This is a genomic window from Ruegeria arenilitoris (genome assembly GCF_013035315.1).
Lineage (GTDB): Bacteria > Pseudomonadota > Alphaproteobacteria > Rhodobacterales > Rhodobacteraceae > Ruegeria > Ruegeria arenilitoris_D.
Genome location: NZ_WQHP01000004.1, coordinates 207,175 through 219,895, shown reverse-complemented (window position 1 = coordinate 219,895; position 12,721 = coordinate 207,175). Strand labels below are relative to the sequence as shown.

The 12,721-nt window shown below is 58.9% G+C and carries 17 protein-coding genes and 1 other RNA gene; 10 read left to right on the top strand and 8 right to left on the bottom strand.

What is annotated here, in order from left to right; genetic code table 11:
• Nucleotides 1-6: 6 nt before the first annotated feature.
• Nucleotides 7-663: a ceramidase domain-containing protein gene (locus GOV53_RS10855; protein WP_170466485.1), complete on the top strand. Its 657-nt coding sequence runs from the start codon at nucleotides 7-9 to the stop codon at nucleotides 661-663.
• Here the strand turns inward: GOV53_RS10855 and GOV53_RS10850 are convergent.
• Nucleotides 654-1,217 (bottom strand): DUF4202 domain-containing protein, encoded by a 564-nt coding sequence (locus tag GOV53_RS10850; protein WP_170466482.1) that lies wholly within the window; start codon nucleotides 1,215-1,217, stop codon nucleotides 654-656. The two genes, GOV53_RS10855 and GOV53_RS10850, sit on opposite strands and share 10 nt — an antisense overlap.
• Before the next feature lie 139 nt (nucleotides 1,218-1,356).
• Nucleotides 1,357-1,521 carry a hypothetical protein gene (locus tag GOV53_RS10845; RefSeq protein ID WP_170466479.1) on the bottom strand — a complete coding sequence of 55 codons (165 nt, stop codon included), beginning with the start codon at nucleotides 1,519-1,521 and terminating at the stop codon, nucleotides 1,357-1,359.
• Nucleotides 1,522-1,759: 238 nt separating this feature from the next.
• Between GOV53_RS10845 and gatC the strand changes: the two genes are divergently transcribed.
• The 5 genes from gatC (at nucleotide 1,760) to rnpB (ending at nucleotide 5,462) form a co-directional block, all read left to right on the top strand.
• Complete coding sequence (gene gatC, locus GOV53_RS10840) at nucleotides 1,760-2,047, top strand: Asp-tRNA(Asn)/Glu-tRNA(Gln) amidotransferase subunit GatC (protein WP_058275619.1); 288 nt, start codon at nucleotides 1,760-1,762, stop codon at nucleotides 2,045-2,047.
• Nucleotides 2,048-2,050: 3 nt separating this feature from the next.
• Nucleotides 2,051-3,538, top strand: a complete 1,488-nt coding sequence (gene gatA, locus GOV53_RS10835; protein ID WP_170466476.1) for an Asp-tRNA(Asn)/Glu-tRNA(Gln) amidotransferase subunit GatA — start codon at nucleotides 2,051-2,053, stop codon at nucleotides 3,536-3,538.
• A gap of 40 nt (nucleotides 3,539-3,578) precedes the next feature.
• Nucleotides 3,579-4,277 carry a hypothetical protein gene (locus GOV53_RS10830; RefSeq protein ID WP_170466473.1) on the top strand — a complete coding sequence of 233 codons (699 nt, stop codon included), beginning with the start codon at nucleotides 3,579-3,581 and terminating at the stop codon, nucleotides 4,275-4,277.
• On the top strand, nucleotides 4,228-4,938 hold the full coding sequence (locus tag GOV53_RS10825) for an N-acetylmuramoyl-L-alanine amidase (RefSeq protein WP_170466470.1): 711 nt from the start codon (nucleotides 4,228-4,230) through the stop codon (nucleotides 4,936-4,938). The genes GOV53_RS10830 and GOV53_RS10825 overlap by 50 nt, the downstream gene beginning before the upstream one ends.
• Nucleotides 4,939-5,062: 124 nt before the next feature.
• Nucleotides 5,063-5,462, top strand: an RNA gene (gene rnpB / locus GOV53_RS10820) — RNase P RNA component class A.
• 8 nt (nucleotides 5,463-5,470) lie between these two features.
• On the opposite strand, the gene GOV53_RS10815 is transcribed toward rnpB, so the two are convergent.
• From GOV53_RS10815 to GOV53_RS10805, 3 genes are all read right to left on the bottom strand, one after another.
• Complete coding sequence (locus tag GOV53_RS10815) at nucleotides 5,471-5,803, bottom strand: GYD domain-containing protein (RefSeq protein WP_170422908.1); 333 nt, start codon at nucleotides 5,801-5,803, stop codon at nucleotides 5,471-5,473.
• 69 nt (nucleotides 5,804-5,872) lie between these two features.
• Nucleotides 5,873-6,715: a DUF2182 domain-containing protein gene (locus GOV53_RS10810; protein ID WP_170466467.1), complete on the bottom strand. Its 843-nt coding sequence runs from the start codon at nucleotides 6,713-6,715 to the stop codon at nucleotides 5,873-5,875.
• Nucleotides 6,716-6,728: 13 nt separating this feature from the next.
• On the bottom strand, nucleotides 6,729-7,364 hold the full coding sequence (locus GOV53_RS10805) for a DUF1326 domain-containing protein (protein ID WP_170422904.1): 636 nt from the start codon (nucleotides 7,362-7,364) through the stop codon (nucleotides 6,729-6,731).
• Nucleotides 7,365-7,682: 318 nt separating this feature from the next.
• On the opposite strand from GOV53_RS10805, the gene GOV53_RS10800 reads away from it, so the two are divergent.
• The 3 genes from GOV53_RS10800 (at nucleotide 7,683) to GOV53_RS10790 (ending at nucleotide 9,385) form a co-directional block, all read left to right on the top strand.
• A complete protein-coding gene (locus GOV53_RS10800; RefSeq protein WP_170466464.1) occupies nucleotides 7,683-8,387 on the top strand; it encodes a DUF533 domain-containing protein in 705 nt (234 codons plus the stop codon).
• A 125-nt stretch (nucleotides 8,388-8,512) separates the two neighbouring features.
• Nucleotides 8,513-8,680 (top strand): 50S ribosomal protein L33, encoded by a 168-nt coding sequence (gene rpmG, locus GOV53_RS10795; RefSeq protein ID WP_007799108.1) that lies wholly within the window; start codon nucleotides 8,513-8,515, stop codon nucleotides 8,678-8,680.
• 198 nt (nucleotides 8,681-8,878) lie between these two features.
• On the top strand, nucleotides 8,879-9,385 hold the full coding sequence (locus tag GOV53_RS10790; RefSeq protein WP_170466461.1) for a hypothetical protein: 507 nt from the start codon (nucleotides 8,879-8,881) through the stop codon (nucleotides 9,383-9,385).
• A 176-nt stretch (nucleotides 9,386-9,561) separates the two neighbouring features.
• Here the strand turns inward: GOV53_RS10790 and GOV53_RS10785 are convergent, their stop codons facing one another.
• Complete coding sequence (locus tag GOV53_RS10785; RefSeq protein ID WP_170422898.1) at nucleotides 9,562-10,338, bottom strand: Bax inhibitor-1/YccA family protein; 777 nt, start codon at nucleotides 10,336-10,338, stop codon at nucleotides 9,562-9,564.
• A gap of 181 nt (nucleotides 10,339-10,519) precedes the next feature.
• On the bottom strand, nucleotides 10,520-10,729 hold the full coding sequence (locus GOV53_RS10780; protein WP_170466456.1) for a DUF1127 domain-containing protein: 210 nt from the start codon (nucleotides 10,727-10,729) through the stop codon (nucleotides 10,520-10,522).
• A 127-nt stretch (nucleotides 10,730-10,856) separates the two neighbouring features.
• Between GOV53_RS10780 and GOV53_RS10775 the strand changes: the two genes are divergently transcribed.
• Nucleotides 10,857-11,738, top strand: coding sequence for a LysR family transcriptional regulator (locus tag GOV53_RS10775; RefSeq protein ID WP_170466454.1), 882 nt, complete (start codon nucleotides 10,857-10,859; stop codon nucleotides 11,736-11,738).
• Here GOV53_RS10775 and GOV53_RS10770 read toward each other — a convergent pair.
• The gene (locus GOV53_RS10770; RefSeq protein ID WP_170466451.1) at nucleotides 11,719-12,702 is read right to left on the bottom strand and encodes an NADPH:quinone oxidoreductase family protein; all 984 of its coding nucleotides are present in this window, start codon (nucleotides 12,700-12,702) and stop codon (nucleotides 11,719-11,721) included. The genes GOV53_RS10775 and GOV53_RS10770 overlap by 20 nt on opposite strands.
• Nucleotides 12,703-12,721: the final 19 nt, after the last annotated feature.

Below are 12,721 nucleotides of genomic sequence, written 5' to 3'. Positions count from 1 at the left end.
AAATTCATGGACTGGTTTCAGGAAATTGATGGCTATTGCGAGCGTTTGTCGCCCGCCTATTGGGCCGAGCCAATCAACGCGGTTACAAATGCCGCGTTTCTGGTCGCCGCGTTTGTCATGTGGCGGCGGGTGCGCGGGCAGGGGATGCCGATGGCGATGCTGTTGGTGCTTATCTTGGCAGCCATTGGGGTCGGCAGCTACCTGTTCCACACCCATGCGCAGGTTTGGGCTGCCATGGCGGATGTGCTGCCGATCCTGTTGTACATTCTGGTCTATATCTTCGCAATCAACCGGGACGTCTGGCAGATGCGGGTGGTGCCCGCAGCACTGCTGACGGCTTTGTTTATACCTTACGCCGCAGCCACGGTGCCTTTGTTCCAGTTTGTGCCCGGATTGGGGGGATCAGCTGCCTATGCCCCGGTTCCGCTGCTGATCCTGATCTACGCTTTTCTGTTACGTAATCGGGTGCCGGAAACTGCCCGAGGCCTGACCATCGGTGCGTTGATCCTAATCGCCTCGATCACCTTTCGCGCGCTGGACGAGCCGATTTGTGGGCAAATTCCGTTGGGCACGCATTTCATGTGGCACATCCTGAACGCAATCATGCTGGGCTGGATGATCGAGGTCTACAGGCGGCACCTGGTCCGCGCGTCTCAGTCCTGAAACGCGTTGGCCAGATGGTCCGGCAGGTCGAACTCGGACAAAACCCGCGCGCGACCGTCGGCTGACATTTTGCGGGCGGTTTTCTCGACGATGCTTTGGATTTTCTCGGCCGAGTGCTTTTCGGCGAACGGAGCGAAATACCATTTGAGGAAGACGAAACAGATCACGTCTTCAAGCGCCTGAACTTCGTCGTCGCGCTTGATGCCCTGTTTGCGCAGCATCCGACCGGCGGATTCGACATCGTCGGCGCCATAGCCATTTTGCTGCATCAGCCTCATCACGACTTCGGCGTGATGGACCCCTTGCGCCTTGCGCCAGGCCAAATACCCAGCGCGACCTTCGGGATACTCGCTGCGCGCCAGTTTCCACCGCTCTACGTGCTGGCCCCGTGCTGCAATCTGCAAAGGATCAGAGGCGTCGGGGAACAAACGGTCCAACTCTGCGCTCATGCGCTGGCCGTATAGCAGCTCAACCGGTTGGCCGTCTTCTTGGTTGGGGTCGTGTGAGTTGGCCGCATCAATTGCGTCCAGAACAGCTTGCTTGCGCGCGTTCATCTTCCGCTCCGTTGGCTGGCCGGGTCTGCGGTGCAGGTCGGCGGGTTATTCGGGGCCACCGTAGCGATTTGCCGCGTGGCGCGCAGCAAGCAATTGCCGGGCCGGGGCATTTGGACCCGGCCCGGTTTGGCGGGGCAAGTTACTTGCCCGGTTTGATTTGGTCCTTGGTGACGGGTTGCTCTACCTGATCGGGGAACATCAGGCTGCGTGTCAGGGTGTCCATGCTCGGGCCAAACCCGCCAGCTTGCGCTTGTGCAGCAAGAACTGTGGTGGCCAGTACAAAGGCAGTCATGAACGTTTTCATCGGTTTTCTCCATATCAGGCTGTGCCGTGAAGTATGAAATGAACAGTTCAGTTCAGTTTTTCAAGATGCAAAATGAACTAAACGGTTTACTTTTTTGCATAAGGGGTATGCAGAAACGAATGATCGGATCGAAATTATGGACCTTTGCGACAGATCCAGGGGTGGATCAGAGCCTCGGCGGTCTTGCGACCCGGCGACCAGACAGGTAAATGCCCCCTAACGCATATGAGGATATCCGATGTCGATTGACCAAAGCAATGCCGCCAAGGTGGCCAAACTGGCCCGGATCAAGGTCGAGGATGACGCGCTGCCCGCGCTGGCGTCCGAGTTTAACACCATTCTTGGGTTCATCGAACAACTGAACGAAGTCGACGTAGAAGGCGTCGAGCCGATGGTCTCGGTCGAGCCTATGCGCTTGAAACGTCGCGAGGATGTGGTCACCGACGGGAACCAGCAGGACAAGGTCCTGGCCAATGCCCCCGATGCGCGCGAAGGGTTCTTCGCTGTTCCCAAAGTTGTGGAGTAAGACATGAGCGATCTGAACAAACTGGGCCTGGCCGAGGCCCGCGACGCGCTGCGCAAAGGTGAAGTGACCTCGGTCGAGCTGACCGAGTCTTGCCTGAAGGCCATCGATGACGCCGACGCGCTGAACGCTTTTGTCCACAAAACGCCCGAGATTGCGTTGGAACGCGCCAAGGCAGCGGACGAGCGGATCAAGGCTGGCGACGCGCCGTCGATGTGTGGTCTGCCGATTGGCATCAAGGATCTGTTCTGCACCAAGGGCGTGCCGTCGCAAGCGGCCTCGAAGATTCTGGAAGGCTTCAAGCCCGAGTATGAATCCACCGTGTCGCAGCAACTGGCTGACGCGGGCGCGGTCATGCTAGGCAAGCTGAACATGGACGAGTTCGCAATGGGCTCGTCCAACGAAACCTCGGTCTACGGCAACGCGGTCAGCCCGTGGCGGCGTGGCAATGATGACGCCCAACTGACGCCGGGCGGTTCTTCGGGTGGTTCGGCTTCCGCTGTTGCGGCTGATCTGTGTCTGGCCGCAACTGGCACCGATACAGGCGGCTCAATCCGTCAGCCCGCCGCGTTCACCGGTATCACCGGCATCAAGCCGACTTATGGGCGTTGTTCGCGCTGGGGCATCGTAGCATTCGCCTCCTCGCTGGATCAGGCCGGTCCGATGACCAAGAACGTGCGCGATGCCGCAATCATGCTCGAGGCGATGTGCGGTCACGACCCCAAGGACTCGACAAGTGCCGAACTGGCCGTTCCGAATTTCGAGGCAATGCTGACCGGTGACATCAAAGGCAAGAAGATCGGTATCCCCAAGGAATACCGCATGGACGGTATGCCTGCTGAGATTGAAAAGCTCTGGGCCGAAGGGGCCGAGATGCTGAAAGCAGCGGGTGCCGAGATTGTCGATATCTCACTGCCCCACACCAAATACGCGCTGCCAGCCTACTATGTGATTGCCCCCGCCGAGGCGTCCTCGAATCTCGCGCGCTATGACGGTGTGCGCTATGGCCGCCGCGCGCAGCTGGCGCAGGGTGACGGCATCACCGAGATGTACGAGAAGACCCGCGCCGAGGGCTTTGGCCACGAGGTGCAGCGACGCGTCATGGTTGGGACCTACGTGTTGTCGGCTGGTTTCTACGACGCCTACTACAACCGCGCCCGCAAGGTCCGTACCCTGATCAAGAAAGACTTCGAGGATGTCTTCGCCGCGGGGATCGATGCGATCCTGACCCCGGCGACTCCGTCCGCGTCTTTCGGTCTGGGCGAAATGACCGATGCCGATCCGGTGCAGATGTACCTGAACGACGTCTTCACCGTCACAGTGAACTTGGCTGGCCTGCCTGGCGTTTCGGTCCCCGCAGGGCTGGACAAACAGGGTCTTCCGCTGGGTCTTCAACTCATCGGTCGCCCATGGGACGAAGGCGATCTGCTGAACACGGCCTATGCGCTGGAAAGCGCCGCCGGGTTTGTGGCCAAACCGGGCAAATGGTGGTAACTCTGTCGTCAGGCAAGACGAGTTAAGACGGAGCAGCTGAATGCGCTTTACGCTTCTGATCCCCGCAATCGGGCTTGTGGCCGCCTGTAACACGGTGGCCCCGGTCCAGGGTACAGGGTTCAATACGCCGCAGTACCAGGCACAACGTGAGGCTACGTTGGCGGGGCAGGGCTATACCGGCAACCCGCTGCTTGGCCCGGCTGAGGTATCAGAACAGCAACTGGGTGCACCTGGCACCGCGCCGACCGGAGACAACGCCGATATCGCCTCCGCAACGGCTGCCGCCTTGGCCAGCACTTCAGGTCAAAGCACAGTGACGCAAGCGCCGCTGTCCGCAGCCAGCAGCAACGCGATCTCGGATGAACAGGACTTCGCCGCCGTTTCAGGCCGCCGAACGATTGAGTCCGACGCTGCCCTGATCCAGCAGAACCGCCAGACCTACGAAGTCGTCACCCCGACCGCCGTTCCACAACGCGGTTCGGACGGGCAGCCGAACATCGTGCAATACGCGCTCAGCACCTCGAACCCGGTTGGCACACAGCTTTACAGCCGCGCCGGTTTCAACCTCGAGGCCAAGGCCCAGCGAAACTGCGCTAAGTTCCCGTCACCGGATCAGGCGCAGATCGAGTTTCTGGCCAGCGGTGGCCCCCAACGTGACCGCAACGGTTTGGACCCCGACGGCGACGGCTATGCCTGCGGCTGGGATCCCAGTGCCTTCCGTAGTGCTGTCAACAACTGATCCACTGACACCGATCTGGCATCCTTCGCCCAATTTCGGGCCGCGCAGGGATGGGTTAAAACCATCCCTGATCGTATTGCACTATACGGCAATGAACACTGCGCAGGATGCGCTGGACCGACTGTGCGACCCTGCCCACGAGGTTTCGGCGCATTACCTGATAGGTGGCGACGGAACCTTGTGGCAGATGGTGCGCGAACAAGATCGTGCCTGGCACGCAGGGGCCGGAGAATGGTGCGGTCAGACCGACATCAACTCCCGATCAATTGGCATCGAGCTGGACAACACCGGCGCGCATCCTTTCTCAGAACTTCAAATGGGCGTGCTGGAACAGCTATTGCCTCAGGTCATGAACCGCTGGGGAATTGGGCCAAACGGAGTGATTGGGCATTCTGACATGGCACCGGGCCGTAAGTTTGATCCCGGTCCGCATTTTGATTGGCAGCGTCTGGAGCGCAAAAAACTTGCCGCGCCGCGCAGCCCCAACGGTGAGGCGCGACCCGCCACCTTGGACGAGTTCAGAACACTGGCACGCGCCGCGGGTTTCAGCGCCGATGTCGATGATGAAACCCTGCTGAGCGCTGTTCGCCTTCGCTATCGGCCTTGGGGCAAAGGTTCGCTGTGCGCAGCCGATCTCGCTCCTTTGGCCAATGATGCCTGATCCGTTCTTCATCTGGCCAAAAATACCTCGGGGTTGAATTGGCCGCAGGCCAAGAAGGGGCTGGCCCCTTTGTACCCCCTCCACCCTTGACGCCGCCCGGCACAACGCATACCCCGACCTTCGCGCGGAGGGCCGGATGGCCGCTGGGGTCGCAAGACCCGAGAGGAAAGTCCGGACTCCACAAGACAACGGTGCCGGGTAACGCCCGGGCGGGGAAACCCGACGGAAAGCGCCACAGAAATCAGACCGCCCAAGACTTCGGTCGAGGGTAAGGGTGAAACGGTGGGGTAAGAGCCCACCGCGCCGCTGGCAACAGTGGCGGCACGGCAAGCCCCACCGGGAGCAATGCCAAATAGGGTCCCCGCGCGGGATGGTCGGCGTCCGCCGATACCACCGCTAAGCGCGTCTTGGCCGAGAGGGACCGGGTTGGCAGCTTGAGCCGCGCAGCAATGCACGGCCTAGAGGAATGGTCATCGAAGGGGGTAACCCTGGAACAAGATCCGGCTTACAGGCCCTCCGCGCATACCTCAGATCATTTCCCGGGCGGCGTGTAAGTCCCGGCCAGTTTTGCCGCTTTCTTCGTGATGGCGGCAAAGTCCTTCGCCTTCCAGGCGCGCACGGTCTGGATGTTTGACACAGCACCCGAGGCCGCAACAGCCATTCCAACGGCAACGGCATCGGTTCCGTCGGGAACCTCACTGATGACCACCACATCATTGTCGCCGGTCGTCATATAAAAAGCTATCAGCTTGCCGCCGACCTTTTTCAGCAGCGCGCGGACCGGTGCAGTGCGGTCTGCAGGCTTTTTTAGCATGCCTTTGACGCCGTCCTGCGAATAAGACGCGTAGGTGATGAAAATGGGCATAACACTCCTCCTTAGATCGATGTTTTAGAACCCTGAAATTGGCCGGGTCCCACGGCCTGAAATCGTTTTTCAGAAAATGTGAAGCACGGCGTCCAGTACGACCCAAAGGCCCACCGCGATCAGCGCCAATCCGGTCGCCACAGGCAGCCAGCGCGCGTTGGGCAGCAGCTTTTCCAAGGCCACATAAATGGCGAGGCCAGCGATCCAGTAGAGGTTCATGATCCCGCCGACAAACAGCAGCGCCATCAACGCCCAGCAACAGCCGAGGCAGTAAACCCCATGCAGAGCGCCGGTCCTGAGGGCTCCGTAAGCCCCCGGCTTATGGTGATCTGCGATGAACCGAGCCGGGCTTTGGCAATGCCGCAAACAAGCTGTCTTTAGGTCGGACAGCTGGTAGGCCCCGGCGAGGATCAGAATGCATCCGGCGAAGGTCTTGGACCGGATGGTCATCATCGGTCCGTCGGACAGCCCGATGCTTTCAAGCCCCCATTGCATCCCCGTCGCAATCAGGCTGAACACCGCCCAGGCGACAAGATACCCGGCCAGAAACAAAAAGCTAAAGCGCGCGGCCTTGGCCTGCTCTGGTCCCGCCCGTTTTATCGCCGTGTACAGCAAAACAGCAGGGGCGGCGCTGGGGGTCATCATTGCGATCATCATGACCCACCACATCAGGAAGATCAGAGTGGCGTATTGCAAATCCCATTGAGGGGCTGAGCCCATCTGCATGGGCTCACCGATAGGACCGGCCATCCGGGTCATTTCGGCGGCGGTCATGTTCATTCCGATCCCGGCGATTGTGTACCAGGCCGAAACCAGAATGATCAGCGAAACGCCGGCCAGAACGATGGCCCGGTCATGCCGCATCAACCGCTCGACCGCCCCAGAGCGGGGCGGGGTGGGGTGGGAGGTCATGATGCGCCCCGGGTCAGGCGCCCAGGACACCGTGGCCCGAGATATTCAGATGAGCCAAATGGGCATGGGTCGCATCAAAGGTCAGGCTGATTTCCCCGCCATGGGTTTTGGCAGTTCCCGAGGCCGCCTCGGCGTGGCGATACTCGAACCCGTTCGGAAGCTGGATCGACGCCCGGTGTGCCGCGCCCGAGACGATGTGCGGGATCGGGCTGACCTCGACATCGAAGATGCCCTTTACCTTCGCGAAACCTGTGCGTTCGTCACGGTCCCAGTTCAACTCGATCGGAACGTAGAGGGTTTCGTGTTTGGTCGGGGCCATCGCGCTGTAGACGTACCACATCGTCGCCATTTCATCGGTGTCTTCACCGGTCATAATGGCCTGCAGTGCCGCGCGCTGATCCGCGCTGGCGCTTTCATCAATGACCAGCTGCATCTGACCGTTGCCTTCGTGAATAGGGCCTGGCCAGTAGTAAACTCCCGCTGCCTTTACGCCTGCCAGATCGGTGTCGCCGTAGTGTCCGCTCTGGATGTCGAACACGACGACAGCTTCGCAATTTCCATGGGTCGGAAGAACGCTGAACTGGCAGGGGCAACCGAAGTTGCAGTTACAATTGGCCAATTCTTCGCCCTTAATGGTCCACTCAGTCATGATGCCCCCTTAACACTATAAATCATGCAAACGCTGCTGACGCGGTCGCTGGCCTGTTTATTGTGCCTCGAAGGATGAGCCGGAAATTGGCTTCTTGAGATTGTTGATAGCGCGCTAACTATCACAAATTCGAATTTCTGACAAATTAGGTTCATGTTTGTGCGAGATTACGCCTGTTAGGTGCTCAAATCTCAAAACCAGACCGCAGCTGCCTGTTTTCACGCTAGCGTCACGGGCATCTGCCATCTCAGCAGATAACTTGCTTCACCGAAATCTGCTAAACTACGAACACGCATTTTGAAATTTGGGAGGATTGTTATGAGCTTCATGAAAGCACTGGCTTCGGTTGCGGTCGGATTTGCTGCAGCAAAAGGCATTGAGAAGTACAAGCAAATGGGCGGTATGGCCGGGCTGCAGGACATGATGCAAGGGGCCGGGGGCGGCTTTGGTATGGATCAGCTGGGCAAGATGGCGGAACAGTTCGGGATGCCCGGTGGTGCCGCTGGACTGCAAGAGATGATTGGAAAGCTTGGTATGGCGAACCCGGCAGGAGCGGCTGGTCTTGGCGGGTTGATGAATGCCATGCAGGGGGCCGCAAAAACCGGCAGTCAGAACACTGTGGACATGATGGAGACGGTGTTCAAAGGCACGCCCGGAGGCGCCGCGATGGAGGAGCAGGCCAAGCTGATGCTGCGCGCGATGATCCAGGCCGCAAAAGCGGACGGAGAATTGGACGAGCACGAAAAGGAAACCATTCTGGGTGAGCTGGGCGACGATATCAGTGACGAAGAACGCGCTTTTGTTCAGGATCAGCTGAACGCCCCGATCGATGTGATTGGGCTGGCGGCTGACTCTGCTGCGCCGCTCAAGACGCAGGTCTATGCCACGTCACTGGCGGCGATTCGTCTGGATAACGCGCGCGAGGCGTCCTACCTGGGACAACTGGCGACTGCGCTGGGCTTATCCGACGCTGAACGCGACCAAATTCACGCGTATATGGGGGCTCCGACGCTTTCGACCTGACGCTTACCCGATATCGCCGCTCATGTGCCCAATTGCCCTTGACACGAGCGGTGCAAGGCGTAAAAGCGCACGCTCATAGGAATTCAACCGAAAGGCCCCTGCCTTTTCGGACGCAGGAGATAACCATGGCGAAGCCGACGACAATCAAGATCCGTCTGAACTCGACCGCGGGCACGGGCCACTTCTACGTGACCAAGAAAAACGCGCGCACCATGACCGAGAAAATGACCGTTCGTAAATACGACCCGGTTGTTCGGAAGCATGTCGAGTACAAGGAAGGCAAGATCAAGTAATCTGCCGTCCAGCTTGGACAGAATAGAAAAGGGTTCCGCAAGCGCGGAGCCCTTTTTCTTTGCGTGGATGTCGGTGTTTGCCGAACTGGTCCGTTGCAGCGACGCATCAGCGTAGGGATTATTCGGTCTGGCGCTGGGTTGCTTTTTGGAACGCCTTGGCAATACGCTTCAGCAAATCGTCCCAAAATGTTGGTCGCCATGAAAAAAATCTTGTTATCCACAATTGCCGTATTCGCTCTGGCGGCTTGTGAAGACCCGCTAAACCGTTCGGGTGTTGGTTTCACTGGAATCGATGGTGAACCGCGAACCTTCTCGGATGTTCCGGGCGCGGTCGCGTTCCTTCCTACTGCCACAAATGTACCGGCGGAACTTGCTGTGCTGCCGGCTGTGGCAGTCTCTACAGATCAGACCGAGCCCGAGAAGGTCGCCCGGGTTGCTATCGACAATGGTGGTCGTAGCGATGCCAACTCGGTTGTCCTCACCGGTTCGGACATGAACATGTACCTGAGCACCGTTAACGTGAACGGCACGCTTTTCGGTGTGTTGCGGACCGAGAACAACAGCACTCGTGTCGACAATGGGATCGGTGCTGCGTTCGGTCAGAACGCCGAACAGTTCACCGGATGCCTTCCTGCGGGACAGGTTTATCGCAAGGGCTCGTCCTCGCGTAGTTCTGGCTTTGCAGTGGCTCTGAACTGCAGCTGATCCACTGATCAGGTATTTCACGTAAGGCCTCTGCCCACAGGGTAGGGGCCTTTTTCTTTGCGATGCAATGGGGTTTGTGCGCGTCAAGTGGATTACTGAGCGAACGCTGCCGGCGAGCGGGCATTAAAAAAGGCGGACCGTAGTGGCCCGCCTTCTGTTTCAAAATTTGCTTCCGCTTATTCGCGGTTGCCGAACAGCTGCAGCAGGAACATGAACATATTGATGAAGTCCAGGTACAGGCTCAGCGCGCCCATGATGGCGGCTTTACCCAGCCATTCCTGATCGCCGGAATGTGCCATCTGCAGGTAGGTGGTTTTGATGTTCTGAGTGTCATATGCGGTCAGACCGGCAAAGATCAGAACACCGATAACCGAAATCGCAAACGCCACGGCCGAAGATGCCAGGAAGATGTTGACGATCGAAGCTACGATCAGGCCGATCACACCCATGATCAGGAACGTGCCCATTGCGGACAAGTCCTTTTTGGTCGTGTATCCGTACAACGAGAGGCCCGCAAAGGCGATCGCTGTGATCAAGAAGACCTGAATGATCGACTGGCCGGTGAAGACCAGGAAGATCCAGCTGATCGAAACACCCATTACGGCTGCGAACAGGTAGAACACGGTCTGTGCGCCAGCTGCGGACAGGCGATTGATGCCGGCGCTGAAGCCAAACACAAAGGCCAGTGGCGCGAACATGATCACCCATTTCAAAGGCGATGCGAACAGCGTGTAGCCAAACGACGTCAGGTATTTGCTTTCGCTGATCTGGGCCGCTGCGGCCGAAGGATCGGTGGTCGTTGCCAGGCCCGAGATCGCCCAGGCCGCTGCAAACGTGATCAGCATGCCCACGGACATCGTGCCGTAGACTTTGTTCATGTGGGCGCGTAGGCCCTCGTCAATCTGGGCAGCGCGCGCACCGGTCGCCGTCCGGATCGTGTCAAATTGTGCCATTAAGGGTCTCCCTTCGCATAGTTCTTGTCGTGGTCTCGATACGAGCCACATTCCCCGCAAATATCGGCAAGTGCGGGCCGCGTTTCAAGGGTTTAACGCCGGAAACTGGCTAAAAGACGCAACAAAAATGGCGGCTCGATGGATCGCGCCGCCATTCTCTGAGAAAAGATGTATGCCAGAGTTACTTTTGCCAGAATTCCGGCGCATCCCACACGTATCGGGCGGCTTCGGCCTGAGCTTGTTCACGGGTGACTCCGATGTCCTCCAGGGCGCGTGCGTCCAGTCGTGCAAGTGTTTTGCGCTGACGGTGCAGGGACAAGGCATCGCGAATCATAGGCAACGAAAACCGCCGATTGGGGGGGCAGGCGTGTTTGAGTGCAATTTGGGTCATATTTATTGTCCTTTCTCTGATTTGCGATGGTTTGTTGATCTATCATCAACTTCCTTGATTTATATGGCGCAGTATGACACATTTGGAAAATGAATATTTTTGAACTGATGCATAAGGATCCGTGAACATGCGAAACCTCGACATCACAACGCTCCGTTCTTTCATCGCAGTTGCGGATCAAGGGGGCGTGACGCGGGCCGCCGGATTTTTGCACCTGACGCAATCTGCGGTGTCGATGCAATTAAAGCGCCTCGAAGAGCTGCTGGGGCTTGAGCTGTTGGACCGCAGCGGGCGGACCATCGCGCTGACCGCATCTGGCGAACAGTTGCTGGCCTATGCCCGCCGCATGATCGCGCTGAATGACGAGGTGATTTCCAAGCTGACCGACCAAGCCTATGAGGGCGAGGTGGTGTTGGGCGTCCCGCATGACATTGTGTACCCGGCAATCCCACGCGTATTGCAGCGGTTCAACGCAGAATTCCCGCGCGTTCGGGTGCAATTGGTTTCGTCCTATTCGCTACAGCTGAAAGAGATGTTCAGTCGTGGCGAATGCGATCTGATCCTGACGACCGAAGCCTCAGCAGTGGACGGGTCTGAAACAGTGGCCGAGTTGCCGCTGCGGTGGATTGGGGCTCCGGGTGGGTCTGCGTGGCGCAAGCGCCCTATTCCTCTGGCGGTCGGCCGTCGGTGCGTTTTCCGGCCTCAGATGATTTCGGCGCTCGACGCAGCGGGCATCCCGTGGGAACTGTCGGTCGAAACCGAGAACGACCGCACCATCGAAGCCACCGTCAGCGCTGATCTTGCCGTTCACGCAATGTTGGATGGGACCGAGGCGGCGCATCTTGAGCAGATCGATGCGGCTGGAGCTTTGCCCGAACTGCCCGCGCACGTGATCAACCTCTACGGGGGAGAAGCCGGTCGTGGAGCAGTGGTCGAGGCGCTGGCCGATCTGGTGCGTCAGAATTTTCGGATGGTGGGCAGCGCGCCTCTCAAGGCGGTTGTGGGGTAACGGCTGCCCAGGGCGTGACTACCACTTTGCCGGTGGCAATTCGGTCGCGCAGCAACTGCATGCCTTTCTCGGCCTCGGTCAAAGGCAGTACGTGGCTGATATGCGGCTTGATCCGTCCCTCGGCGAGCCAGCCAAATAGCGTCTCAAAGCTGTCCTGTACGATCTGAGGGCGGAACTTCAGGTACCCGCCGATGTAAAAACCAATGACGGTCAGGTTCTTGACCAGCAGATGGTTGGCCGGGATCTGCGGCACATCCCCGCCTGCAAACCCGATGGGCAACAGGCGGCCTTCGGGGTTTGTGGCACGGAAGGCTGCTTTGAATACATCGCCGCCAATCGCATCATAGACGACATCCGCGCCGCCCAGTTCTTTGACGCGTGCGCGCAGGTCTTCTGAGGCGTCGATCAGGTGATCCGCGCCGGCAGCGCGCGCGACTTCCAGCTTTTCAGGGCCGCGTGCATGGGCGATCACCGTTGCGCCCATGAGTTTACCGATCTCAACAGCGGTCAAGCCGACACCACCCGCCGCTCCGGTGACCAGCAGGGTTTCACCCGGCTGCAGATGCGCGCGATGATCCAGCGCGATATGACTGGTGCCATAAGCGATCTGAACGGCGGCAGCGTCTTCAAAGCTGATCGCATCGGGCAGGAGGATTGCCCGGTCGGCGTCAAAGACACCAAACTCGGCCAGCCCACCCTGACCGGAGTATATTGCCACTCGATCGCCGACACGCAGTTCCGTGACGCCGTCCCCCAGTTTGTCGACAACTCCGGCAACTTCTAGGCCAAGAGTAAACGGAGCGGCCGGCGTGTCCTGATACGTGCCTTTCTGCATCAACAGATCGGCGAAATTCAGGCCGCAGGCTTTGATCGACACGCGAACCTGCCCCGCACGGGGTTCGGGAAGATCAATCTCAGCCAGTTGGGCAGCGGCTCCTTGGGATGGAATCGTGAATGCCTGCATGATCGCGCTCCGTTCTTTT

Excerpts from the sequence above, each read along its gene's own strand:
- GOV53_RS10855 (WP_170466485.1), top strand. The coding sequence starts at position 7 with ATGGACTGGTTTCAGGAAATTGATGGCTATTGCGAGCGTTTGTCGCCC.
- GOV53_RS10850 (WP_170466482.1), bottom strand. The coding sequence starts at position 1,217 with ATGAACGCGCGCAAGCAAGCTGTTCTGGACGCAATTGATGCGGCCAAC.
- GOV53_RS10845 (WP_170466479.1), bottom strand. The coding sequence starts at position 1,521 with ATGAAAACGTTCATGACTGCCTTTGTACTGGCCACCACAGTTCTTGCT.
- gatC (WP_058275619.1), top strand. The coding sequence starts at position 1,760 with ATGTCGATTGACCAAAGCAATGCCGCCAAGGTGGCCAAACTGGCCCGG.
- gatA (WP_170466476.1), top strand. The coding sequence starts at position 2,051 with ATGAGCGATCTGAACAAACTGGGCCTGGCCGAGGCCCGCGACGCGCTG.
- GOV53_RS10830 (WP_170466473.1), top strand. The coding sequence starts at position 3,579 with ATGCGCTTTACGCTTCTGATCCCCGCAATCGGGCTTGTGGCCGCCTGT.
- GOV53_RS10825 (WP_170466470.1), top strand. The coding sequence starts at position 4,228 with ATGCCTGCGGCTGGGATCCCAGTGCCTTCCGTAGTGCTGTCAACAACT.
- GOV53_RS10815 (WP_170422908.1), bottom strand. The coding sequence starts at position 5,803 with ATGCCCATTTTCATCACCTACGCGTCTTATTCGCAGGACGGCGTCAAA.
- GOV53_RS10810 (WP_170466467.1), bottom strand. The coding sequence starts at position 6,715 with ATGACCTCCCACCCCACCCCGCCCCGCTCTGGGGCGGTCGAGCGGTTG.
- GOV53_RS10805 (WP_170422904.1), bottom strand. The coding sequence starts at position 7,364 with ATGACTGAGTGGACCATTAAGGGCGAAGAATTGGCCAATTGTAACTGC.
- GOV53_RS10800 (WP_170466464.1), top strand. The coding sequence starts at position 7,683 with ATGAGCTTCATGAAAGCACTGGCTTCGGTTGCGGTCGGATTTGCTGCA.
- rpmG (WP_007799108.1), top strand. The coding sequence starts at position 8,513 with ATGGCGAAGCCGACGACAATCAAGATCCGTCTGAACTCGACCGCGGGC.
- GOV53_RS10790 (WP_170466461.1), top strand. The coding sequence starts at position 8,879 with ATGAAAAAAATCTTGTTATCCACAATTGCCGTATTCGCTCTGGCGGCT.
- GOV53_RS10785 (WP_170422898.1), bottom strand. The coding sequence starts at position 10,338 with ATGGCACAATTTGACACGATCCGGACGGCGACCGGTGCGCGCGCTGCC.
- GOV53_RS10780 (WP_170466456.1), bottom strand. The coding sequence starts at position 10,729 with ATGACCCAAATTGCACTCAAACACGCCTGCCCCCCCAATCGGCGGTTT.
- GOV53_RS10775 (WP_170466454.1), top strand. The coding sequence starts at position 10,857 with ATGCGAAACCTCGACATCACAACGCTCCGTTCTTTCATCGCAGTTGCG.
- GOV53_RS10770 (WP_170466451.1), bottom strand. The coding sequence starts at position 12,702 with ATGCAGGCATTCACGATTCCATCCCAAGGAGCCGCTGCCCAACTGGCT.